This window comes from Marinomonas mediterranea MMB-1 (genome assembly GCF_000192865.1).
GTDB lineage: Bacteria > Pseudomonadota > Gammaproteobacteria > Pseudomonadales > Marinomonadaceae > Marinomonas > Marinomonas mediterranea.
Genome location: NC_015276.1, coordinates 2,270,185 through 2,293,898 on the forward strand (window position 1 = coordinate 2,270,185; position 23,714 = coordinate 2,293,898).

A 23,714-nucleotide genomic window follows, 5' to 3' on the forward strand; every position below is an offset into this window, starting at 1 on the left:
ATGATTAGAGTAAAAATCTGTGGTATTACGAATTTAGAGGATGCCTTGTTTGCTATTGAAACTGGTGCCGATGCGATAGGCTTTGTATTTTATTCTAAAAGCCCTCGTTACATTGAACCTAATTTAGCAAACGAAATTGTCAATCAACTTCCTCCATTTATTACGCCAGTGGCGTTATTTGTCAATGCTTCTGCATCTGAGGTGGATGCGGTGGTTTCGGGAAATTCCCGTTGGGTTGTTCAATTCCATGGCGATGAATCTCCAAAAGAATGTGATTCTTACGGAGTAAGTTATATAAAAGCGTTAAGAATGAAGCCGGAACTCGATTTGCGAGTTGAGTTCGATCGCTATATTGGAGCATCAGCTATCTTGTTAGATGCTTATAAGCCTGGCGTACCAGGGGGCACAGGAGAAGTCTTTGATTGGGGGCGAATACCGAAGTCCTCAAATAACCCTATTATTTTAGCTGGGGGTCTAACGCCTAGTAATATTTCGCAGGCTGTCTCAAGTGTGTCACCTTATGCTGTTGATGTGAGTGGTGGTGTTGAGCTCGCTAAAGGAAAAAAAGATTTCGTTAAAGTAAGAGACTTTATATTTGAAGCTAAAGGTTGGAGCAAAAAGTGAGCGATAACAAATTTAATTCAGATTTGCCGGATGAAAGGGGCCGATTTGGACGTTTTGGTGGAGTGTTTGTTTCTGAGACGTTAATGTCGGCACTTGATGACCTGACTAACATGTATCAAGAATTGTCTAAGAGTGCAGAATTTCAAGCTGCCTTCGATAATGATCTTGCTCACTATGTTGGTCGTCCTTCGCCTTTGTATTTCGCCGAGCGTCTAACTGAACAGGCGGGCGGAGCGAAAATCTATCTTAAACGAGAAGATCTAAATCATACCGGCGCGCATAAAATTAACAATGCGATTGGTCAGGCGCTGCTCGCTAAGCATATGGGTAAACCTAATATTATTGCTGAGACTGGAGCGGGGCAGCATGGCGTTGCGACTGCGACGGTTGCCGCAAGACTTGGTTTAAATTGTAAGGTGTTTATGGGAGAAGAGGACATTCGACGCCAGACACTAAACGTGTATCGAATGAAGCTTCTTGGTGCTGAGGTTATTCCTGTAGATTCAGGTACTAAAACGTTAAAAGATGCGCTGAATGAAGCGATGCGTTATTGGGTAAGTAATGTTGACGATACTTTCTACATTATAGGTACTGCTGCCGGCCCGCACCCTTATCCGATGTTGGTACGAGACTTTCAAGCGATCATTGGGCGAGAAACAAAAGAACAGAGTCTCGCGCGCGAAGGTCGTTTACCGGACGCAGTTGTAGCATGTGTTGGCGGTGGGTCTAATGCAATAGGAATGTTTCATCCGTTCATTAATGATACCGAAGTCCGTATGTATGGTGTTGAACCAGGTGGGTATGGGTTGGAAACAGGGCAGCATGCTGCGCCATTGTCAGCGGGGCGACCAGGTGTTTTACATGGTAATCGTACCTACGTTATGGCCGATGATGATGGACAAATCTTGGGTACGCACTCCATATCTGCGGGTCTTGATTACCCTGGAGTGGGGCCAGAGCATGCTTGGTTGAAAGACAGTGGTCGAGCTGATTATGTTGTTATCGATGACGATGAAGCAATGGATGGTTTTCGTACGCTGACAAAGATCGAGGGCATTATGCCTGCTTTAGAATCTAGTCACGCCGTTGCTTACGGTATGAAACTTGCGAAGACAATGTCTAAAGATCAGTTTATTGTTGTGAATATATCAGGTCGTGGTGACAAAGATATACATACTGTCGCTTCATTAGATGGTGTAGAGGTCTAAAATGAGCCGAATTAATAGTTGCCTAACTGAATTGAAAGAGAAGGGGCGTAAGGCGCTTATTCCTTATGTAACCGCAGGGGATCCGTCGCCAGACTATACTGCTTCTATCATGCGTGGGTTAGTGGAAGGTGGTGCAGACATCATTGAATTAGGTATGCCTTTTTCTGATCCAATGGCTGACGGGCCTGTTATTCAGCTTGCTTGTGAAAGGGCGCTAGAGGCGGGCGCCAGTGTTAAATCCGTCTTGGCTTCTGTAAAAGAATTTCGTGCTGAAAATCAGACTACCCCTGTTGTGCTTATGGGATATCTGAATCCTATTGAATTTTATGGCTACGAGAACTTTGCCAAAGATGCAAAAGCAAGTGGTGTCGATGGTGTTTTATTAGTAGATCTGACTCCAGAAGAAGCGACAGATGTAGTAGAATACTTCCGCAGTCAGGAAATTGACCTAATTTATTTACTTTCGCCTACCACGACTATGGCGAGAGCTAAGAAAATATGTGACTTGGCGAGTGGTTATGTGTACTACGTCTCTGTAAAAGGCGTCACAGGTTCCGCAACATTAGATGTAAATAGTGTGCGTGAGCATGTTGAGAAGCTAAGAGGCGTAACAAACCTTCCTATTGGTGTTGGGTTCGGTATTAAAGACGCTGAAACAGCAGCCGCTGTTAGTCAGTGTTCGGACGGCGTAATCGTGGGAAGTGTTTTAGTTAATACAATCGCTGAGTCTAAAAACGAAGACAAAGAATATATTGCTCAAGCCTTAGAAAATGTACTAACTCCTATGCGTAATGCAATGGACCGTCAGGCTTGATTAAGTTTTGGAGAATTAAATGAGTAGCTGGTTAGATAAATTTGTTCCATCGATCGTAAGAAGCGAATCTAAGCGTGCACAGAATTCTGCTGTGCCAGAAGGCCTTTGGAAGAAATGTCCTAAATGTGACAATGTTTTATATCGTCCCGAGTTAGAAAAGAATCAGGATGTTTGTCCTAAGTGTGACCATCATATGCGCGTTAGTGCACGTCGACGTCTTGATCTGTTTTTAGATAAAGAGGGGCGCGAAGAAATTGGCGCTCATCTAGAACCGGAAGATAAACTAAAGTTTAAAGACTCTAAGCGCTATAAAGATCGTTTGTCAGCAGCTCAAAAAGCAACAGGCGAGAAAGATGCGCTTGTTGCGATGGAAGGTTCGCTAAACGGTTTGCCTGTCGTGGCCGTTGCTTTCGAGTTTAGTTTTCTAGGTGGCTCAATGGGAGCGATTGTTGGCGAGCGATTCATTCAAGCAGTTAACGTATGTTTAGAAAAACGCGTTCCACTAGTATGTTTTTCTGCCAGTGGCGGAGCACGAATGCAAGAAGCGTTAATTTCTTTGATGCAGATGGCAAAGACATCAGCAGCGCTAGAGAAGATGAAGCAGCAAGGGCTTCCTTACATCTCAGTAATGACTGACCCGGTGTTCGGAGGTGTATCTGCTTCCTTGGCGATGCTGGGCGATTTGAATGTTGCAGAACCTAACGCACTTATCGGATTTGCTGGCCCACGTGTTATCGAACAAACCGTAAGAGAGACATTGCCAGAAGGATTCCAGCGAAGTGAGTTCTTGTTGGACAAGGGCGCACTTGACATGATCATAACGCGTCATGAAATGCGTGATCGCTTACATAACATTTTGTCGATACTTACTCATAAGGTAGCGTAAATTAATGGCGGCGAAGTCATTATCGGATTGGCTCTCATATATCGAGAGTCAACACCCTTCTGAAATTGAATTGGGCTTAGATCGCGGTCTAAAAGTTCTAGCTGAGCTTGATCTAAAGCGGCCCAATAAAAAAGTCATTACAGTTGCAGGGACAAACGGTAAAGGCTCTTCTTGCGCGTTGATCACTCAATATCTCATTTCGATAGGTCGAACGGTCGGAACTTATACTTCTCCCCATTTTCTTCGTTTTAATGAGCGTGTATCCCTAAATGATCGCGAATGCAGTGATGAACTTTTAATTAACGCATTTGAAAAGATAGAAAATGCTCGAAAAGACACTCCGTTAACGTTTTTCGAATTTTCTACTCTTGCCGCTCTGTTGATATTTTCTGAGCTAGAGCTTGATTATTGGGTGCTCGAAGTAGGATTAGGTGGTCGTTTGGATTCGGTTAATATGATAGATACAGATTTGGCTGTTGTGACGTCAATATCATTAGATCATACCGATTGGCTAGGTGATTCACTGGACGTTATAGCCCGAGAAAAAGCAGGTATAGCTCGATCTAGCAAACCTTTGGTGTCGGGTGTTGTTAACCCTCCAAGTAGTATTTCTGAGGTGGCGCAAGCACTTAATGCGCCTCTATATCAAAAAGGCTGCGACTTTGCTTATGCAATAGACGATGGGCAGTACTGGTCTTGGAGCTCTGAAAAGGCTCAGTATTCGAATTTGCCGCGGCCTAAGTTGCCAATTGAAAATGCAGCTACCGTAATTCAAGCCCTTATGCTGCTCGACGAAGGTGTAAGCCAAGCTCAGTTGGAAGCTTTATTTTCTAACGCAACACTGAAAGGGCGCTTTGAACTAGTTGAGAAAGATCCGTTTGTTTATATCGATGTTGCTCACAACCCAGAAGCGGCAAATGAGCTGAAGAGTCGTGTGTCGCAATTCGACAAAAAACCGATTGCCGTAATAGGTATGTTGAAAGACAAAGATATTGCGAGTGTTCTCGATATATTAAAAGACGCCTTTCAGTCCTGGAAAGTATGCAGTTTAAACGTTCCTCGCGGAGCGAGTAAAAGCGAGCTTTTAGCGTTACTTCCGAGCGATGTAAAGGGATTTGATGAATTTGAAGGCGCCTATAGTGAGGCGGTCAAGCAAGCTCGAGTGGAAAATCGCCCCGTTGTTATATTTGGATCATTTGTAACGGTTTCACACTATCTTGAAATGCGTGAATTATAGATTAGGGATACCTTATGGTTTTAGATAGCACATCTAAACATCGTTTAGTGGGCGCGGGCATAATGATTGTGTGTGCTGCCATCGTGCTTCCTATGGTTCTAGATGGTGAGAAGCCTGCTGAACTTGATATTGTCATTAATATGCCAGAACCACCTGCTTTGGTGGTGCCGGTCATACAGCCTGTTCAGCCATTAGCAAAAAATGAATCAGTAGAGCCGAGTGCGAGTGAGATTAAACTCATTCCCAAAACGGATAGTGGTCAGCTCGCTACGGCTCAGAATGCAGCCCAGCCAACACCCAATCCTGCTGATGCCTCAGAGTCTGAAAGTAAAAAAGCTAATGTATCGAGTGAACCAAAGAAAACCTCAGTCAAAAAGATTGAAAAGCTCAAGCCTGCTGTGCGCTGGACAGTGCAGATAGCGACATTTAAAAGTAGTGAAAATGCAAGCCGATTGGTTAAGAAGCTTAAAGACGCAGGTTACCCCGCATACCGGGTGACAACTCAGTCATTGCATAAAGTTTTCGTTGGCCCTGAAATCAAAAGAGACTCCGCTGAAGCGTCAAGAAATGACATAGAGAAAGAGTTTCTTTTGAAGGGGATCGTTGTCAAATTTTCTCCTAATTAAAATCGATAATATTAGGCTTGGAAAAAGGCGAGCTTCTGTTAAACTGCCTCGCTGAAATTTAGAGGAACTTATGGAACAACTTAGCTCAATATCTACTTTAGATTGGCTAATTATTGCGGTCGTTATTCTCTCGTCTTTGCTTAGCTTGAAGCGAGGGTTTGTTAAAGAAGTTCTTTCACTTGTGACGTGGGTAATTGCATTTGTTGTATCAGTGAAATTTGCTGGTAACTTGCAATCGCTTTTAATAGACCAAGTTCAGAATGATCAGATTCGCTATGTTGTTTCGTTTGTTTCGTTATTTGTGGCAAGTTTGGTAGTCGGCGCGTTAGTTAGCTTTTTGCTTGGTTCCTTAATTCAAGTTACAGGGCTCAGTAGTACTGATCGAGTTCTGGGAATGGTTTTCGGTTTCGCTCGCGGTAGTTTGGTTGTCATCGCGTTTGTCTCTCTGCTTAGTTTAAGTCCGGCGATTGAAAAAACTCAGTTTTGGCAAACGTCTCAGCTTATTCCACAGTTAGTTATAATGAAAGATTGGGTGCGTGAAATGTTAGGCAAAGGGAGCGATATGATAGATCCCTCTCTTATTGAGCGTACCTTTAATAGTTAAGTAGTAGTTAAGCCCTTAAAAAGGCTGCTTAGAATATACAGGGTGAAAACCCTTCCCCAACATGAGGTGAATTTTAATGTGTGGTATCGTTGGTGTTGTTAGCACTTCGATGGTTAACCAGACTATCTTTGATGCATTAACTCTTCTTCAGCATCGAGGTCAAGATGCTGCAGGGATGGTAACAAGTCATGATGGCGGTTTATGCTTGAGAAAAGACAACGGCCCTGTGAGCGAAGTGTTTCGCACTCGCCATATGAAAAAATTATTGGGTAATATTGGCATCGGACATGCTCGCTATCCGACAGCTGGTACGTCAAGCTCTGCTGAAGCGCAACCCTTCTATGTTAACTCTCCTTACGGAGTGTCACTCGCACATAATGGAAACCTTACCAATACGGCTAAGCTGAAGCAGGAAGTATTTGAGTCAGACCTTCGACACATCAATACGACGTCTGATTCTGAAGTGCTTCTAAACGTGTTAGCACATGAACTGCATGAAGAGGCGAAACTTGTTCCAACGCCCGATGATATTTTTAATGCGCTGGAGCGTGTATATAAGCGCATCGAAGGTGGTTATGCAGTTGTTGCTCTTATCACTGGTTACGGTATTTTGGCCTTTCGTGATCCAGATGGTGTACGTCCATTGATTTATGGATCTAGAGAGACAGAAAACGGTATGGAGTACATGGTTGCTTCAGAAAGTGTGGCATTGGACGCGGCAGGCTTCAAAATTGAGCGTGATATTCGTCCAGGTGAGGCCATGTTCTTTGATGTTGATCACAATGTACATGTTCGTCAATGTACGCCAGAAAAAGTTGCGCGTCCGTGCCTGTTTGAGTACGTATACTTTGCTCGACCTGATACGGTTATAGATAATATTTCAGTCTACAAAGCTCGTATCAATATGGGTGATGCTCTGGCTGCAAAAATAAAACGTGAATGGGGCGATCTTGAAATCGATGTCGTGATTCCTATTCCTGACACAAGTCGAACCGCTGCATTGCAGATTGCTCAAACAATGGACATTCCATTTAGAGAAGGCTTGGTTAAAAACCGTTATATTGGGCGTACGTTTATTATGCCTGGTCAGACTGTACGTAAAAAATCAGTTAGACAGAAGTTAAATCCAGTGCCGTTTGAATTCAAAGACAAGAATGTATTGCTTGTTGATGACTCGATTGTCCGTGGTACAACTAGTCGTGAGATCATTGAAATGGCTCGTGATGCAGGGGCTAACAAAGTATTTATTGCTTCTGCTGCGCCTGAAGTACGTTACCCCAATGTCTACGGTATTGATATGCCAGCCGTTGAAGAGCTAATCGCACACAATCGTAATGTCGATGAGATTTGTGAGCTTATCGGAGCTGATGGCTTAATATTCCAAGACTTAGCGGACCTTAAGAGTGCGTGCATTGACGAAAAACATTCTGACGTGCGTGAGTTTGATACGTCGGTATTTGATGGAAACTACATCACGGGCAACATCACTGAAGAATACCTAGCTAATTTAGCGGCATTGAGAAATGACGCAAAAAAGAATAAATTAGAGACTATTGTATCTAGTGATATGCTATATCCGATGTAACTGAATAAGTCAGCTTCAAAATATATGAAGCTGACTTATTAATGATGAAAAATAGCCAGTCTTTTAGTCTGGCTATTTTGTTTTTACGGTAGACTGCTTTTAAAGTGGATTTGGGAGATTGAAAAGATGTCTGAGTACAAAAACGCAACGACTGCGATTCATGCAGGTGTTCGCCAGACTCAAGAGCAAGAGAATAGCGAAGCTATTTTTGCAACGTCCAGCTTTGCCTACGGCTCAGCAGCGGAGGCTGCCGCGAAGTTTGGAGGTGATGAGGGTGGAAATATCTATTCTCGTTTCACAAATCCTACTGTAGAAATGTTCGAAAAAAGACTCGCTGCGATGGAGAAAGGTGAGGCGGCTGTTGCAACAGCATCAGGGATGGCAGCGCTTATGACGCTCGCCTATAGCCTGCTTAAGCAAGGCGACAGAGTAGTTTGCTCTAGAAATATTTTTGGCTCTTCAATCAAATTTTTTAATGCGTATACCGTGAAGTTCGGTGTTGAAGTTGTCTATGTAGATGCAACAGATTATGACGCTTGGGAAGCTGCAATTAATAGCAATACGCGCCTATGTTATTTTGAAACGCCTTCTAATCCCCTGTATGAGGTAGTAGATGTTGAGCGAGTGTCTAGGCTTGCGCGAGCGAAAGGCGCCTTACTTTGTGTTGATACTGTCTTAGCAACCCCTGCGTTGCAGAACCCGTTGGTTCAAGGTGCTGATATCGTCATGCAATCTGCAACGAAATTCATCGACGGCCAAGGTCGCAGTCTTGGTGGTGCGTTGATTTCATCGAAAGAAATTGTAGAACAGTTCGTCGCCTTTATGCGCAGTGCAGGACCAACTATGAGTCCTTTCAATGCATGGATTTTATTGAACGGTTTAGAGACACTTGAACTGCGCATGAAGGCGCATTCCTCTAATGCTTTGCACTTAGCGAAGTATCTTGAGCAACACGCTAAAGTAAAACATGTTAATTATGGTGGGCTGCCTAATCATAAATCCCATGAGCTAGCTAAGAAGCAACAGAAAGGCTTTGGTGGGTTACTGTCCTTTGAGCTTAATGGAGGCAAAGACGCAGCGTGGAAGTTTATTGATAATGTTAAGCTTATGTCGATAACCGGAAATCTAGGCGATACCAAAACATTGGTGACCCATCCTGCTACGACGACACACGGCCGTTTAACGCCAGAAGAAAAGCAAGCTACGGGAATCTCTGAAGGGTTGGTTCGTATTTCTGTTGGTATAGAAGATATAGATGATATCGTACAAGATGTTGAGCAGGCCTTAAATACAATTTAAGCCTAACTAAGAGTAAGAATTTGCGGGAAAGGACGCCCTCAATGAAGTCGGATTATGCTCTATCTCGCTGAAGCGGTATAATCTGACTGGTCGATTGAGTCTGCATAAATTCCTAAATCTGTTAGGTGGTAGGCTCGTCAATCTCAATAATCCCTAGAATTGCTTCTTCTTCGTGTTTTTTTCGTTCTGAAGATGCTTGTCTTAAAACTGCTTTTTGAGTTTCTAACACTAATTCTTCAACAAATGTTAAAACGCGTTCTTCTGCTTGAATAAAAGCCCAGCCTGAGCGCTCATTTTGCTGGTAGATTTTTCTCGCCACCACTTTTCCAATTACAATGCCATCCTGATCAACAATGAATGCAGTTAAAGCGCCATTCTTTGGGAGTGGGGTAGGGGGGTCATTCGTTAAGGACAAGGCAACGCCATTGACGCTTATATCTACGCATTGGAATTTATTGCCATCATTGCTGAATTGCAAAGTGCAGCCAAGCGGTTCAACCCGAACAGCATTTCTGCGTTCGGAGCTTTCATAGTGTATTGCGGAAGTGTCTTCCATATCCGTATTCCTTCCAAGATTTTACTTGGTGCGATGTTTAATTATTGTTCTTATTTCGCTGTAATACAAATTCTGCACGCCTATTTTGAGCGCGATGCTCTGGCGTATCGTTTGGCACGAGAGGAATAACATCGGCATAGCCCGTTGCTGTCATGCGCTCTGGTGGAATTCCTTTCTCTAAAAAGTAGCGTAACGTTGTTGTGGCGCGTATGGCTGAGAGCTCCCAATTACTAGGAAAACGGGTGGTATTGATTGGAATGTTGTCCGTATGTCCCTTAATGCTTATATTGTAATCAGGGTAGGTCACAAATATACGGTAAAGCGCTTCGAATATTGGCTCAGCACTCCACAGAACGTCCGCTTCGCCTGATTCAAATAAAGAAGCGCCATCGACTCGAATCGTGATTTTTTCACCATCTTCAAATACGGCAATTTGTGAGTCTAAGTTTTCAGCTGCAAACTTATTTGCGGTATCATTTGCAATTTCTTTAACGTGTTCTCGTTCTACATCGTCAATCGGTTCTTTTGAGTAAGTTAAATCGTCATTAGTCGCAAGTTGAGGGTCTGCAGGTTTTATTATTTCAGTTCCGCCTCCTGAATATTGGGTCGGGTTTAACCTTGTAAGTGCACCCTCGCTGTTTAGTGCTATTTGAATGGACGAGAGGGCGCTCACCAATGTGCTTTCCGTAAGCTTAGAAAGGCTATAAAGCAAGATGAAAAATACGAGAAGCAGAGACATGAGGTCCGCATAGGTTACTATCCAGCCAGCGACTTCCTCTTCTTCAAAAAGGGGGTCTTGCACTCTTACTCTCCCATTCCTGCAGGTTTTCTTTGATGAGCGGGTACGTAAGATGAAAGTCGCTCGTAAACGGCTAAGTAGTTGTTGCTACCCAGAAGACTCACCGTACCGTCTCTAATGATTTCTAATGTCTGAATTTCAAGTATAGTTCGTGCTTTCAATTTTCCAGCTATTGGATTAAAAATTACGGTGGATAATAAAGACCCGTAAAACGTGGTGAGCAGCGCAACGGCCATCGAGGGACCGATTGACTCTGGGTTGTCCAGTTGTGCAAGCATTTGAATTAGACCAATTAGTGTACCTAACATGCCAAATGCAGGTGCATATAATCCCATTTTCTTGAACACATCTTGGATGACATAGTGACGCATTTTAAGGGAGTCTATATCTGCCTGAAGCGTCTTTCTTATATAGTCTTCATCTGAGGCATCAGACGCCATATTCATCGCGCGCTTTAAGAAAGGGGAGTCTGCATCTACACGGCTCAAAGCAACCAAGCCTTCGCGTCGAGCGATCTTAGTGATTTGCAGCATGGTTGCGATCATTGCTTGTGGGTTTTGTTTGTCTTGACTAAATACAATGAATGCGGCTCTAAACGCAGACATCGTATCTTTAAATTGGAAAGTTACAAGCGTTGCAGCAATCGTCCCGCCGATCACAATCATGATCCCAGGAATATTTAAAAATATTGCTATGTCACTGCTGCCTAGAAATATCGCTGATATGATTAGCGCTAAACCGGAAATAATGCCTATAAATGATGCGAAATCCATTGAGTGTTCACCTAGCTTGCAATTTCTATGTAGTGTACTGACATTATGTATAGCAAAAAGCGCTGTGACAAGGCGAGGGGGAAAAATTCTTTGATATCAGCCAATTGCGCGCCCAAATTTTTGAAAAATTGGGCGCTTTATGAGAATGGGTATCGCTACAACTAAATTTGACCAAGCGCTTTCATTTGTTTGCGCTCAGCCCTTCTGTAGCCTAATACAAGTAGGCAGGGTGTTAAGATCAATGTTAGTGGTGTTGCAAAGGTCAAGCCGCCAGCAATAGCAGTCGAGAGCTGTGTCCACCATTGAGCTGATGGCGCGCCAACACTAATTGATTGGTGAACCAAGTCAATGTTTAACTGAAACACCATAGGAACCAAGCCTAGGATTGTCGTGATAGTGGTTAACATTACCGGTCTAAGTCGCTGAACACCTGTGCGTACTGCGGCTTCCTTCACTCTCATTCCTTGCTTGCGCAACCCATTAAACGTGTCTATCAAGACGATGTTGTTGTTAACGACAACACCTGCAAGCGCGATGACGCCTACGCCACTCATTACAATGCCAAATGGTTCGCCCTTAAGCATTAAACCAATCAGTACGCCCATGGTAGAGAATATGACAGCACTCAAAATAAGTAAGCATTGGAAGAAGTTATTGAATTGCGTCACCAATATGATCGCCATAATAAAGAATGCGACGCCAAAGGCTTTCATCAAAAAGGATTGGCTCTTTTCTTGGTCTTCAGTATTTCCTCTAAACTCAAATTGCAGCGTGTCTGGAAGATCCGAAGCGACGAGTTCTGAGCGAATGCCTTGAATAACTTGGTCAACGACCAGTCCATCTTGAACGTCAGCTTTTATAGTAATCGATTTTTTACCGCCAACACGATTTACAATGCCTTGTTTCGGGGCAGCATAGCGGGTGACAAAATTACTTATCGGAACAGGTCCTTCATTTGATGTAATATGGAGCTCATCCAGTTGCCCTAAGCTGCGCTGTTCCACAGGGTAGCGTAAGACGATATCGATTTTATCGTCTGCGCCTTCTGGTAGAAAATCGCTCAATACGATCCCTGTTGTGACTAACTTGGTCACGTTACCCAGTGTATTTACGCTGACGCCATATTCCGCCGCTTTTGCTCTATCAACATCCATGCGCCATTCTATTCCAGGCAGTGAGCGATCGTCGCTCACGCTGACGATTTCTTCACGAGCACGAAGTTTCTTGGAAATTTCGGCTGCTGCTTTATTGAGCACATCTGTGTAAGCAGAAGAAAGCTGCAACTCAATGTCGGAACCGGATTGAGGCCCTCCTTGTTGCACTTCAGAGCGGACTTCAATTCCTGGTACCGATCGCGTTGTCTCGCGAATTTCATCCAGAATAACGCTAGCAGGACGGCGCTTATACCAATCGATAAACTCCATTGAGAGTGTGCCGATATTATCAGGGGCGCCGTCAGTTTTAGGAGACGAATAGGTGGTGGACACCAAGTTTTTAATTTCAGGGTGGCCAACAACTAATCGTTCAACTTGTTTCACAAGTGCGTCTTTTTCATCTAAAGATAAATCGCCTCTTGCTCTTATTTCAAGGTTGGCCACTTCCGGTTCAATATCGGGGAAGAATTCTACGCCGTGCCCAAACTTTCCATAGCTTATGAAAACACCAATTAGCAATGCAATCGCGAACGACAGAATAACAATAGGGTAATTTACGAGTCTACTAAGCATCCTGCTATATAGCCCAGTTAAGCCTTTTAGCTTAGATAAATCACCGGATTCAGTGAGACGCAATGTTTCTATTGTCTTTTCTGAATAGGCGCCTTTTTTACCGATGATTGATCCGATGGTTGGTAGGACAATCAAAGCCATGACAAGGGCGGACGATAGAGTTGCGATGACCGTAATTGGCATATATCGCATAAACTCGCCGACGATATCTGGCCAGAAAAGTAGTGGCATGAATACCGCCAATGTCGTTGCGGTTGAAGCGGTGATCGGCCATGCCATGCGTTTGGCGGCTTCGGCATAAGCTTGTCGTTTAGAGGCACCTTCTGCGAGTTTTCGATCTGCGTATTCGGTTACAACGATCGCGCCGTCGACCAACATCCCGACACTCAGTATCAAAGCAAACAGGACTACCATGTTAATGGTATAGCCTTGAGCGTTAAGTAACAGTATGCCGGAAAGAAACGCACCTGGGATGGCTAGGCCAACCAGAATCGCAGAACGTACACCAAGCGCCCAAAGGATAACGACCATCACCAACAAAGTAGCCGCTAAAACGTTATTAAAGAGGTCATTTAATGACGTTTTAATATTAACGGATTCATCTTGAGATAGGCTGTATTCAACCCCTTCAGGCCAATTAGCGCTTTCTTTCTTGATGACTTCTTTTACAGCATCAATTGTATTGATGATATTCGCACCAACTCGTTTCGAGACACCTAGAGTGATACTGCGTTGGCCATCGACGCGAGCATAACTAGTTGCGTCTTCAAACGTCAGTTCACCTTCAGCAATGTCTCCTAGGCGAACGACATCATTACCATCCACCTTTATAGGTAACTCTAAAATATCCGATTTAGTCTCTAGTAGACCGGGGACTTTAAGAGGGTATCTGCCTGCGCCAGTATCAAGTGTACCCGCCGCGACAAGGCGGTTGTTGTTAGAAACAAGGTTTGCAACGTCGGTTAAAACCAAATTGTATGCATCAAGTTTCTGTTGGTTAATAATGATCTCAGCGCGCTGATCTCTGTCGCCACTTATGTCCGCTTCAAGTACGCCTTGTACGGATTCAATTTCATCTTTTAGGTCGTTTGCGACTCGACTGAGTGTCGCAAAATCCGTATTACCAGAAAGGTTGACTCGAAGCACTGGGAAGGTTGAAAGATTTATCTCATTAACGGTCGGTTCATCCGCGTCACTTGGCAGCTCACTTTTGGCTCTATCGACTTTGTTTTGGGCATCGATAAGTGCTTGGTCGATATCAGTTCCCGTCTCAAATTCGAGAATAATAGACGCATGACCTTCGGAGGCCGTTGATTTTATTTCTTTAAGGCCTTCTAGGTCGCGAAGCTCCGTTTCAAGCGGGTGGACCAATAAACTGTCGGCGTCTTCTGGCGAAATCCCTTCAAGAGAGACCGAGATATAAGCCATAGGAATGGTGATATCTGGGTTGCTTTCTTTCGCGATTTCTATGTACGACACTGTACCGGAAATCAGTATCAGTACGAAAAACATTAATACGGTGCGAGATCTGGCTAATGCGGCCTCAATGATCGTCTGCATTGCTTATCTCCTTAGTTCTTGAAATGAACATCCACTTGATCACCGACTGATACATAACCTTGACCTACCGTTATGATATTAATGGTGTTTGGCAGACCGATTACCCAAACTTTATCTCGCTCTTCTCTAACGATCTCTACCTGCTCACTTTGGACAGTATTGTTCGGCGCAATCGTTTTGATCGAAGTTTTTCCTGCGTCATTTAAACTAATTAACGCGGGTGAGAATGAATGCGCTTTTTGTTCATTAAGAATGAAGTTAACATCAGCGGATATTCCGGCTGGGATGTTGTTGTCGGGGTTGGGAAGGTTTATCTCTACTGGAAGGGTGCGCGTTGCGTTGTTGGCAACTCGACTAACATACTCAACCTGGCCGGAAGCATGAGTTCCGTTAGGTAAGGCAACATCCGCAATGGTACCTACAGCCACTTTCGATAGATGAGCTTGCGGAAGGTTTACCTTAACCGTGATAGGGTCTACTGACACTAGATCTAGAATGCCGCTGCCCACGGCAACATATTGTCCTTTTTCAACGTTTACCGTATTGACGATACCAGCAAACGGCGCAGTAATGATCGCATTTTCTAAATTGATTTGATAAGACTTCAGCGTTGCTTGGGCACTGGCTAAATCCGTTTCTGCTTGCGCCAATGTAACTTGCGACGTTAGGTTGTTTCTTTTTAGGCGTTTAATTCCGTCTAATTCAATTTTTCTTTGTTTAACAAGTGCTCTCGCTTGAGAGATGTTTGCTTTTAATGAACGTGTATCGAAGGCGACCAGTTTCTGACCTGCTTTTACATAGTCTCCTTTTAATACAGTGAGCTCGGATACCTTGCCTGCGATGGCATTTACTAAAACCTGACTTTTATCTGACTCAGTTTCACCGCTTAATTTAAGTGTATTTTCGATAGATTGAGCGGTCAGCGTTTTGACCTGTACGGAAAATAAGCTCGTATCAGTAGAGCTTGAAGGTGTGTCTACTTTACTTTCAGAATGTGTCTCATTCGCTTGTTGGTCGCTTGCTTGAGCATGAGTTATACCGTGCCCTCCAGAGTACATCCAAAGAACAGCGGCAGACGCAACCGCAACAGCGCTAATCGGACCTAACTTACTTTTTAGGCTCATTCTACTAAGTGCTCCGTTTCTATTATTCCAAATGTCATCATTAAGATCATACACTAATGTATTAGTTGAAAAACATTATAGAGATATGACGAACGGCGATATATGGAAATAAAGGGTATTTTTTATACGGTTATCGGTTATTAGTGTTTTTTGGCTTGCCTATTTCGATAAAAAATCAAGTTAAAACACAGTATTAGTTAAATCTCCCGCACCAACAGTGATAATATAGTATGAACTAAAATTTGAAATAATTGACGGATAAGTATGAGTTTATTATCACTCGATCAAGTGAGCGTTGCGTTTGGTCATCACCCGCTTTTGTCTAATATCAGCTTTTCCGCTGACCGAGGTGAGCGTGTCGCTATAATCGGTCGTAACGGCGCCGGCAAATCTACCTTTCTAAAAATCGTATTTGGCGAACAAATACCCGATGACGGTATCGTGCGAATTGAAGGTGGCATGCGTGTCGCTCAACTTCCTCAAGAGTTACCTGCAGCAGACGGTAAAACCGTTAGGCAAGTTGTCAGCGAAGGCGCAGGTGAGACTCATGAATTGTTAAATCGCTACTTCCGTTTACTAGAAGATATATCGGTTGATCATTCGGATGAGCTTTCAGCTATCCAAACTAAGTTAGATGAAACGCAAGGTTGGGACTTAGAGCAGCGTGTAAATAACATGATACAACGCCTTGCATTGCCAGCAGATAAGCTCATGTCTGAACTATCAGGTGGCTGGCGGCGACGCGTCATCCTTGCTCAAGCCTTGCTAAGTGCACCGGATATTCTCCTTCTAGATGAGCCTACTAACCATTTGGATGTCCCAACGATAGAATGGATGGAATCCCAGTTAAAACAATTTCGTGGTTTGATTTTATTTATTACCCACGATAGACGGTTCTTAGAAAACCTAGCTAATCGAATTGTAGAGCTGGACCGAGGAAACCTGCTGTCCTTTACGGGTCGTTTATCCGAATTTCTTGTCTTTAAAGAGAAGCAGCTTGAAGAAGAAGAGCGCGCAAATGCGTTGTTTGACAAAAAGCTGGCTGAAGAAGAGGTTTGGATTCGCCAAGGTATCAAAGCACGCCGTACGCGTAACGAAGGTCGAGTACGTGCCTTAAAAGCTCTGCGAGAAGAGCGCAGTGAGCGAGTGAATCGTCAAGGTAATGCGAAAATGAAACTCGGATCTAACGAACGCTCCGGCAAGTTAGTGGCAGAGTTTAATCAAGTTGCGCATGCGTTTGATGATAAAACAATTTTAAAACCACTCGACTTGGTTGTTTCACGCGGAGACCGTATCGGATTAATTGGTCCAAACGGCTGCGGGAAAAGTACCTTCCTTAAAATTTTACTTGGTCAGTTAGAACCCTCATCTGGAACCGTTCGTCAAGGCACCAAGCTTAATGTTGCTTACTTTGACCAACTTAGAGAACAGCTAGATCCAGAAAAAACCGTTGCGGACAATGTGGGTGAAGGCAAAGATACCATTGAGATAGAGGGCCGAAGCCGCCACATCATTGGCTATCTACAAGATTTTCTATTTCCACCAGAGCGGGCTAGAACGCCAGTAAAAGCGTTGTCAGGGGGGGAGCGTAATCGTGTGTTGCTTGCTAAGCTTTTTACTAAGCCTGCCAACTTATTGGTCATGGACGAACCTACCAACGATCTTGATGTTGAAACACTTGAACTATTGGAAGAGTTGTTAACTGAGTATCAAGGTACATTATTACTGGTTAGCCATGACCGTGCATTCCTAGACAACGTAGTAACAAGCGTCATTGCGTTCGAAGGGCAAGGCATCGCGAAAGAATACGTGGGCGGTTATCAGGACTGGGTTCGTCAAGGAGGCCAGTTTCCGGTAGACAAAATTGAAAAAGCCATTGAAAAAGAAAATATAAAAGAGACTACTCCGGTCAACGGTGACACAAAAGTTGAGTCTTCTCCAGCAAAGGAAGAAACGGCACCGGCGAAGAAAAAATCAAAACTCAGCTATAAGTTACAAAGAGAGTTTGATTTGATGCCTGACTTGATCGCTAAGTTAGAGTCCGATGTTGAGTTATTACAAGAAACGACCAGCGCAGCGGATTTCTATGCAGGGGATCAAACAAAAGTACAAGATACGCTAGCGAAAATGGCTGCAAAAGAAGAAGAGCTTGAGTTAGCAATGGAGCGCTGGCTTGAACTTGAAGAAATGCAAAACGGATAAGGTCTATGAGTAAAGAAATTAATGCAATTGGATTTGTTCCGAGATTTTTCGGGGCATTCGGACAGTTTTTTAAATACATGGGTAACGGTAATTATGCCGCGCGTTGCAATGAAGTTAGCAGCGGCAGTAAATTCGAATTTGAAGTCGAACCCAAAATAATCACAGAAGAAGTCGAAGTTATTCGCGAAATACAGATCGAAGCGCCTAAGCTCGACACAGTAAATACTGATGGTGCTTTACAGTTATTGCAATTACTTCAAAAAGAAGCGCGTTTCATCGACTTTACGCAAGAATCGATTGATGCGTATTCGGATGAAGAGGTTGGAGGCGCTGCTCGTCAAATCCATTCTGGTTGCTCAAAAGTCATTCAGCAATACTTCTCATTGGATTCCGTTCACGAAGCCACTGAAAACTCGCGCGTTGAAGTGCCAGCCGATTATAGCCCTCAACAGATAAAGCTTGAAGGCTTGGTACAAGGCGACGGGCCTTATACTGGAACGCTTATTCATCCCGGCTGGAAAATAACGGACATTAAGCTGCCGAAGGTAAGTGATACTGGCGGTTTATCAATTATCGCACCTGCGGAAGTTGAGGTTTAAATGTCAGAATATTTTGTCGGAATTGATTTAGGTACCACTCATTCAGCGCTGTATTACGCAGAAAAAGACACCAATGCATCGTTAAAGCAACTGCATATTCCTCAGTTGACTGCACCAGGTCGAATGGAAGAAAAAACGCTATTGCCGTCTTTTGTGTATTTTCCTCATCAAACAGAATTGCTTGAAAGTGATCGTTTATTACCTTGGGGACAAAGTGAACACATTGTTGGTGCGCTCGCAAGAGAACTTGGTGCTAAATCCCAAGGTCGGATGATACAAAGCGCCAAAAGCTGGTTATGCCATTCTCGTGTTTCTGTCGATGAAAAAGTATTGCCAGTCGATGCCTTGGAAGAGGTGGAGAAAGTCTCGCCTGCTCAAGTAACGGAATGGCTAATAGAGCATTTGGTTAATGCTTGGAATCACGCATTCCCTGAAAACGCGCTAGAACATCAACATCTCGTTATCACCGTGCCCGCATCATTTGATCCCGCGGCTCGCGCGACAACGGAAGCGGCTGCACAAAAGCTCGGTTTAAAAGCTCGATTAATTGAAGAGCCTCTTGCGGCTTTTTATGCGTGGTTGTCAGAGCAAGCAGATTGGACAACAAGCTTAGAGGTTGGTGATCATATATTAGTGGTTGATGTTGGTGGTGGTACGACAGATCTATCGTTAATCCAAGCATCGGACAATGATGGCGCGTTAGCATTAGAACGTGTTTCGGTTGGGCGTCATATCTTGCTCGGCGGCGATAATATGGATATGACGTTGACATACCATGTTGCAGGCCAACTGGCTCAGCAAGGCACTCAACTTGAACCTTGGCAAATATCTGGTTTGACTCAGGCTTGTCGAGAGGCCAAAGAACGTCTTTTGGCAAACACTGAGTTAACGGAAGCGACCGTTACGGTGCCGAGCCGAGGGCGCAGTTTGTTTAACAACGCGATTAAAGCAACGTTAACTCAGCAAGATATTCAAACTCTTATACTGGCTGGCTTTTTCCCTGAAGTTCAGCAGGGTGAGCGTGCTCAGAGTCAGCCTAGATCCGGTTTTGCTGCGATAAATTTGGATTATGAAAGCGACCCTGCGATTACACGACACATTTCGGAATTTTTAGCGAACTCTGATGCGCTACCAACGAAAGTTCTATTCAATGGTGGCGTTTTTAACGCTGATCCCATTCGTAAGCTGTTAGCTGAACGTCTTGATGCTCTGTGCGGACAGGGTCAAACGTTGGAGATGCTTACTCCAAGTCATCTGGATCATGCGGTTGCAAAGGGCGCTGCGTATTATGAACTTACGCAGTATGAAGGTGGCGTTAAAGTAAAAAGTGGTTTGGCGGCAAACTACTACATTGGTGTCGCTAGCCCCATGCCAGCCATTCCGGGTATGGCCCCACCTGTCGATGCGGTTTGTGTTGCACCATTTGGACTGGAAGAAGGTTCTGAAGAAGTCATGTTGCCAAATGAGTTTTCACTCGTTGTTGGTGAGCAAGTTATCTTCCGATTCTTCCAATCGAATAACGCCGACGTGGATTCTGTTGGTAAAGTCATTGCTTCCTTCTCTGTGCCTACGTTAACCGAATTGCCACCACTGTCTGTTTATTTAGATGCTAAACAATACAGTGCAGGTGAAATGGTGAGAGTGTGTGTTTCTGCCCATGTCAATGAGCTGGGCTTATTGATGCTTCAAGCGCACGATGTTAACTCTGATCATGTATGGCAAATAGAGTTTCAAACTAGGGAAAGTTAATGAGTAAGACATATCGAGTTGGGATCGACCTTGGGACGACCAATTGCGTTGTCTCTTACTTTGATCCAGATTCCACTAATAGTGAACTTAACCTGTTAACCATTCCCCAGAATATGGGGGATGGTGCCGTACAAGAGTTTACGTCACTTCCTAGTGCAATATACCTACTAGCAGAAGACGAACGTACTAAGATCAAACCAGTATTGCCTTGGCACAGTGATAAAAGCGATTTTATCGTGGGTCAAGGTGCATTAGAGCTTGGGCAGCGGCGTGTAGGTCAACTCGTTCAAAGTGCAAAAAGCTGGTTAAGTCACCAAGGCGTCAACCGAAGAGACGCCATTTTACCTTGGGGTAGTGAAGCAAAGCGTAAGATTAGTCCTCTAAAAGCCAGCGAAGTGCTATTACGCCATATCAAAGAGGCTTGGAATCACCAGTTTCCAGAGTCGAAATTAGAGAATCAACAAGTTACTCTGACTTTACCAGCATCATTTGATGAAGAGGCAAGGTCGTTGACGCTTGAAGCGGCACGAAATGCAGGTATTCGTGATTTGTATCTGTTGGAGGAGCCGCAAGCAGCGTGCTACTACTTCATCAGAAATGAAGCACAACTTGCATCGCTTAAGGCCAGTAAGATGCTCTTGGTTGTCGATATTGGTGGTGGAACGTCGGATTTTAGCCTTGTACATATACAGTCTACTGAGACTGGCCGATTAGCGTTAAAGCGTATAGCGGTTGGATCGCACTTATTGTTAGGGGGTGACAACCTTGACCAAGCGCTCGCGTATCAACTCGACCCTCGTCAAATTTCCGCTTTATCCGCGTCACGCTTGGCTGCTTTGACACAACAAACTCGAAAGGCAAAAGAGACACTTCTTTCGGACAGCAGCGCACGTTCTGACGGTGGAGCACATTCAGAGGTGCAAGAATCCGTTACTCTGACTGTACTCGGAGCAGGCAGTAAACTAATCGGTGGCTCTCAAAAGTTTGTTGTTGAAAGGCAGAAGTTATTAACTCAAATAGAACAAGGCTTTGTACCCCTAGTCGACAAAACTGAAAAAGTTGAGAAAGCCGGCTATGCGATACACGCATTAGGGTTACCTTATGAGTCAGATGCTGCTTTTACACGTCACTTAGCGCAATTTTTATCTGATCATGAGTCTGAAATAGAGTCTCTAACTGGCGAAGCCATGCCGGATGCGGTGCTGTTTAACGGTGGATTCTTTAACAGCCGCGTTATTAAAGACCGCTTTATTGCTCAACTAAATCAATGGGCAGAAAAAGACATTAAGGTATGTGATTCTTCTGAGCCAAATGATGCAGTTGCGAAAGGAGCCGCGCATTATCTAAATGCCCTACACGGCGATGCTCCTCGTATAGAGAGTGGCGTTTCCCACAGTTTGTATTTGCAAATGTCAGATTCCAGCTTTGTTGGTCTGATTCCAAAAGGCACGCCAAAAGAAGAGCGAGTAGCGTTGAAAAACGAATTTGTTCTTAAGCTAGGTGAGCAGGTTCAGTTTCCACTTTATCGCTCGGATGATGATTTACAATGTGACGTTGGACGTATTGTTCAAGACAACAGCAAGATGCATTTTGTATCCAATCTGCTTTCTGAGTTGCAAAGTAACAACGAGCAAGACAGTGCAACCGTTCAGGTCTCTGCGAAGTTGTCTGAAGTTGGGGTGGTACAAGTTCAACTAAAAGCGGTCGGTAGCGACCAATACTGGGATCTTAGTTTTAGTACTGAACCAAGTGAATCCAACGCCCAAGACCAAGGTACGGAAACATTACACAAAAATATGGGGCAAGCGGAAGAGTTGCTTGTTCGGTGTTTCTCGGGTGCTGGTCAAAAAGCGGCCCCAGATTTGGTGAAAACGCTCAGGAATGATTTGGAAAATCAGCTTGGAGATCGAGAAAGCTGGAATATCGCAACATCTCGACGTTTGTCTGATAAATTGCTGTCGCTTAAGTCTGGACGCACGAAAAGTGCCCAGCATGAGCGGATTTGGTTGCAAATGACAGGCTTTTGTCTTCGACCAGGGTACGGGTATGCTGGCGATGAAGAACGTGTTACCCAAGTGGTTAACCTTACGAAAAATGGCGCAAAGTATGATACTTCGGCCGTATGGGCGCAATATTGGACATTATTCCGACGCGTGGCAGGTGGTTTATCGATAGACCAGCAGGCCGTGTTGTATAAGCAATTTAGTCAGTTTTATTCGCCTTCTGGGCAAAAATCGCGAGATAAGCAAAAGCAACTTCAGACCCGTTCAGGTGATGATCTAATAAGACTCGTTGGTGCTCTTGAGCGTTTATCTAACGAGACGAAAATAGAAACCATGGATTGGTTGACAAAGCGCCTTAAAAAGTCGTCTGAAAGCGATACCAGCTGGTGGGCTATTGGTCGAATGGCGTCGCGGCAATTGCTGATTCAGGAAAACGATTTTCTACTTGCAGAAGACATTGCAGCGGCAAAGATTGAATTAGCACTTAAAGAAGATTGGAAAAAACGTAAACAAGCGGGTCTCGCAGCAATTCTTATGTCGCAAATGACAGAGGTAGAATCTGACAAGCTCTCGGTGTTGCGTAAGAAAATTGCTGTTAAACTCAAGAAAGACAAATGTCCTGCGCTTTGGTTAGAAAGGCTAAATGAAACACAATCAATCGATGAAGCAAGTCTATCGAAATTAGTAGGCGAAACTCTCCCTATTGGTCTAAGCTTAATTTAGTCTGCTTACTAGCAGAGCTAAACCACGTAAGAGGTGGTACTTCCAAAAGGAGCCTAATGGCTCCTTTTTGCTTTCTAATTTTTACGTGGCTGAGTAGTCCGCCTGCTATTGTTCGGATAACGAGAGTCTTAAATCGAAATGCTAGTTTTTTAAGTAAACATGCCAGTTAGATTGAACGGATTGAAAATACTCTTCGCATAATTCCTTGCGCTCACCAAGTGCTTCTGAGTCAACCTCATCGAGAAGGTGCTTGTGCTTTTCCGGGTCGGATCCATATACAAGACACAAGGTTGAAAAATAACGTTGTAGGTCAAAACTGTGCTCGCCAATGTAGTCAAGGCTATCATAGTAATCAGGGCCGTCTTCAGATTCAAATGCAAACATATCTGCCGCGCTTATTGCGACAATATCGCCGTCTTCGATGTTTTCTATCAACATTAATGTTGCTAGGTTGTCAGCTGCATCTTCTTCTTTTCCTAGAATTGGGATCTGCTGATCCATAATATAAGCGTGAGCTACTTCATGAAATATCGTGTGCGCTAAGGTATCGAGCGCCGCGTTCATTTCGGTGACACCGTATTCGCTCTCATAGTCATTTTTTTCGAAATATCGCTTAGAGTCAGATACAAAGGCATACGGAATATAAACCGCGTTTTCTTCGGGGTCGAAGTAGGGGCCATCATTTTCACCAAAATGCACATCCAAAGGCGATGTGAACGCAAAATAGGTATCGATAACCTCAGTGATATGGTCCAGCAATTGGCTTTGGCTAATCACCGAATGTATCGACTTATCTTCCACTGTTGTCGGCGTATCGAGGGTAAAAGAGACAGTTGAGGCGTAGAGACTACAAGAGGCGATAGACGTCATCAACGAAAGGGTTTTGAGTATGAAACGATACAACATAATTTCTCCGTGAGAGATATAAAGAGACCTTTACACGGCGCCAGCGCCCTTTAATACTGTGAAAAATAGATCTAAACGCTTCTTCAGAGCCTACAAATTCCGCTTTTTTA

General features: G+C 44.0%; 19 protein-coding genes. 13 read left to right on the top strand and 6 right to left on the bottom strand.

Annotated features, from left to right (window positions below; genetic code table 11):
* The 9 genes from MARME_RS10415 to MARME_RS10455 all read left to right on the top strand — a co-directional run bounded on the left by MARME_RS10415 (position 1) and on the right by MARME_RS10455 (position 8,883).
* On the top strand, positions 1–624 hold the full coding sequence (locus MARME_RS10415) for a phosphoribosylanthranilate isomerase (protein ID WP_013661225.1): 624 nt from the start codon (positions 1–3) through the stop codon (positions 622–624).
* Positions 621–1,832: a tryptophan synthase subunit beta gene (gene trpB / locus MARME_RS10420; protein WP_013661226.1), complete on the top strand. Its 1,212-nt coding sequence runs from the start codon at positions 621–623 to the stop codon at positions 1,830–1,832. The genes MARME_RS10415 and trpB overlap by 4 nt, the downstream gene beginning before the upstream one ends.
* Before the next feature lies 1 nt (position 1,833).
* Positions 1,834–2,646 carry a tryptophan synthase subunit alpha gene (gene trpA / locus MARME_RS10425; protein WP_013661227.1) on the top strand — a complete coding sequence of 271 codons (813 nt, stop codon included), beginning with the start codon at positions 1,834–1,836 and terminating at the stop codon, positions 2,644–2,646.
* A 19-nt stretch (positions 2,647–2,665) separates the two neighbouring features.
* Entirely contained in the window at positions 2,666–3,532 is an 867-nt protein-coding gene (accD, locus tag MARME_RS10430) for an acetyl-CoA carboxylase, carboxyltransferase subunit beta (protein ID WP_013661228.1), read from the top strand.
* A 4-nt stretch (positions 3,533–3,536) separates the two neighbouring features.
* Positions 3,537–4,769 carry a bifunctional tetrahydrofolate synthase/dihydrofolate synthase gene (gene folC / locus MARME_RS10435; protein ID WP_013661229.1) on the top strand — a complete coding sequence of 411 codons (1,233 nt, stop codon included), beginning with the start codon at positions 3,537–3,539 and terminating at the stop codon, positions 4,767–4,769.
* A gap of 14 nt (positions 4,770–4,783) precedes the next feature.
* Entirely contained in the window at positions 4,784–5,395 is a 612-nt protein-coding gene (locus tag MARME_RS10440) for an SPOR domain-containing protein (protein WP_013661230.1), read from the top strand.
* A gap of 70 nt (positions 5,396–5,465) precedes the next feature.
* A complete protein-coding gene (locus tag MARME_RS10445) occupies positions 5,466–5,999 on the top strand; it encodes a CvpA family protein (RefSeq protein ID WP_013661231.1) in 534 nt (177 codons plus the stop codon).
* A gap of 76 nt (positions 6,000–6,075) precedes the next feature.
* Positions 6,076–7,584: an amidophosphoribosyltransferase gene (gene purF / locus MARME_RS10450; protein ID WP_013661232.1), complete on the top strand. Its 1,509-nt coding sequence runs from the start codon at positions 6,076–6,078 to the stop codon at positions 7,582–7,584.
* A 126-nt stretch (positions 7,585–7,710) separates the two neighbouring features.
* Positions 7,711–8,883 (top strand): O-succinylhomoserine sulfhydrylase, encoded by a 1,173-nt coding sequence (locus tag MARME_RS10455; protein ID WP_013661233.1) that lies wholly within the window; start codon positions 7,711–7,713, stop codon positions 8,881–8,883.
* Positions 8,884–9,004: 121 nt separating this feature from the next.
* On the opposite strand, the gene MARME_RS10460 is transcribed toward MARME_RS10455, so the two are convergent.
* From MARME_RS10460 to MARME_RS10480, 5 genes are all read right to left on the bottom strand, one after another.
* The gene (locus tag MARME_RS10460) at positions 9,005–9,439 is read right to left on the bottom strand and encodes a PilZ domain-containing protein (RefSeq protein WP_013661234.1); all 435 of its coding nucleotides are present in this window, start codon (positions 9,437–9,439) and stop codon (positions 9,005–9,007) included.
* 37 nt (positions 9,440–9,476) lie between these two features.
* Positions 9,477–10,241, bottom strand: coding sequence for an OmpA/MotB family protein (locus tag MARME_RS10465; protein WP_013661235.1), 765 nt, complete (start codon positions 10,239–10,241; stop codon positions 9,477–9,479).
* A 2-nt stretch (positions 10,242–10,243) separates the two neighbouring features.
* Positions 10,244–11,011 carry a motility protein A gene (locus MARME_RS10470; protein ID WP_013661236.1) on the bottom strand — a complete coding sequence of 256 codons (768 nt, stop codon included), beginning with the start codon at positions 11,009–11,011 and terminating at the stop codon, positions 10,244–10,246.
* A gap of 161 nt (positions 11,012–11,172) precedes the next feature.
* Positions 11,173–14,298 (bottom strand): efflux RND transporter permease subunit, encoded by a 3,126-nt coding sequence (locus tag MARME_RS10475; protein ID WP_013661237.1) that lies wholly within the window; start codon positions 14,296–14,298, stop codon positions 11,173–11,175.
* An 11-nt stretch (positions 14,299–14,309) separates the two neighbouring features.
* Complete coding sequence (locus MARME_RS10480) at positions 14,310–15,422, bottom strand: efflux RND transporter periplasmic adaptor subunit (RefSeq protein ID WP_013661238.1); 1,113 nt, start codon at positions 15,420–15,422, stop codon at positions 14,310–14,312.
* A gap of 264 nt (positions 15,423–15,686) precedes the next feature.
* Between MARME_RS10480 and MARME_RS10485 the strand changes: the two genes are divergently transcribed.
* Genes MARME_RS10485 through MARME_RS10500 form a run of 4 tightly spaced genes read left to right on the top strand, consistent with a single transcriptional unit; the run spans position 15,687 to position 22,698 of the window.
* Positions 15,687–17,624: an ATP-binding cassette domain-containing protein gene (locus MARME_RS10485; protein WP_013661239.1), complete on the top strand. Its 1,938-nt coding sequence runs from the start codon at positions 15,687–15,689 to the stop codon at positions 17,622–17,624.
* 5 nt (positions 17,625–17,629) lie between these two features.
* On the top strand, positions 17,630–18,223 hold the full coding sequence (locus MARME_RS10490; RefSeq protein WP_013661240.1) for a DUF2760 domain-containing protein: 594 nt from the start codon (positions 17,630–17,632) through the stop codon (positions 18,221–18,223).
* Positions 18,224–19,972, top strand: coding sequence for an Hsp70 family protein (locus MARME_RS10495; protein WP_013661241.1), 1,749 nt, complete (start codon positions 18,224–18,226; stop codon positions 19,970–19,972).
* Positions 19,972–22,698, top strand: coding sequence for an Hsp70 family protein (locus MARME_RS10500; RefSeq protein WP_013661242.1), 2,727 nt, complete (start codon positions 19,972–19,974; stop codon positions 22,696–22,698). The genes MARME_RS10495 and MARME_RS10500 overlap by 1 nt, the downstream gene beginning before the upstream one ends.
* A 141-nt stretch (positions 22,699–22,839) precedes the next feature.
* On the opposite strand, the gene MARME_RS10505 is transcribed toward MARME_RS10500, so the two are convergent.
* Positions 22,840–23,604 (bottom strand): DUF4344 domain-containing metallopeptidase, encoded by a 765-nt coding sequence (locus MARME_RS10505; RefSeq protein ID WP_013661243.1) that lies wholly within the window; start codon positions 23,602–23,604, stop codon positions 22,840–22,842.
* Positions 23,605–23,714: the final 110 nt, after the last annotated feature.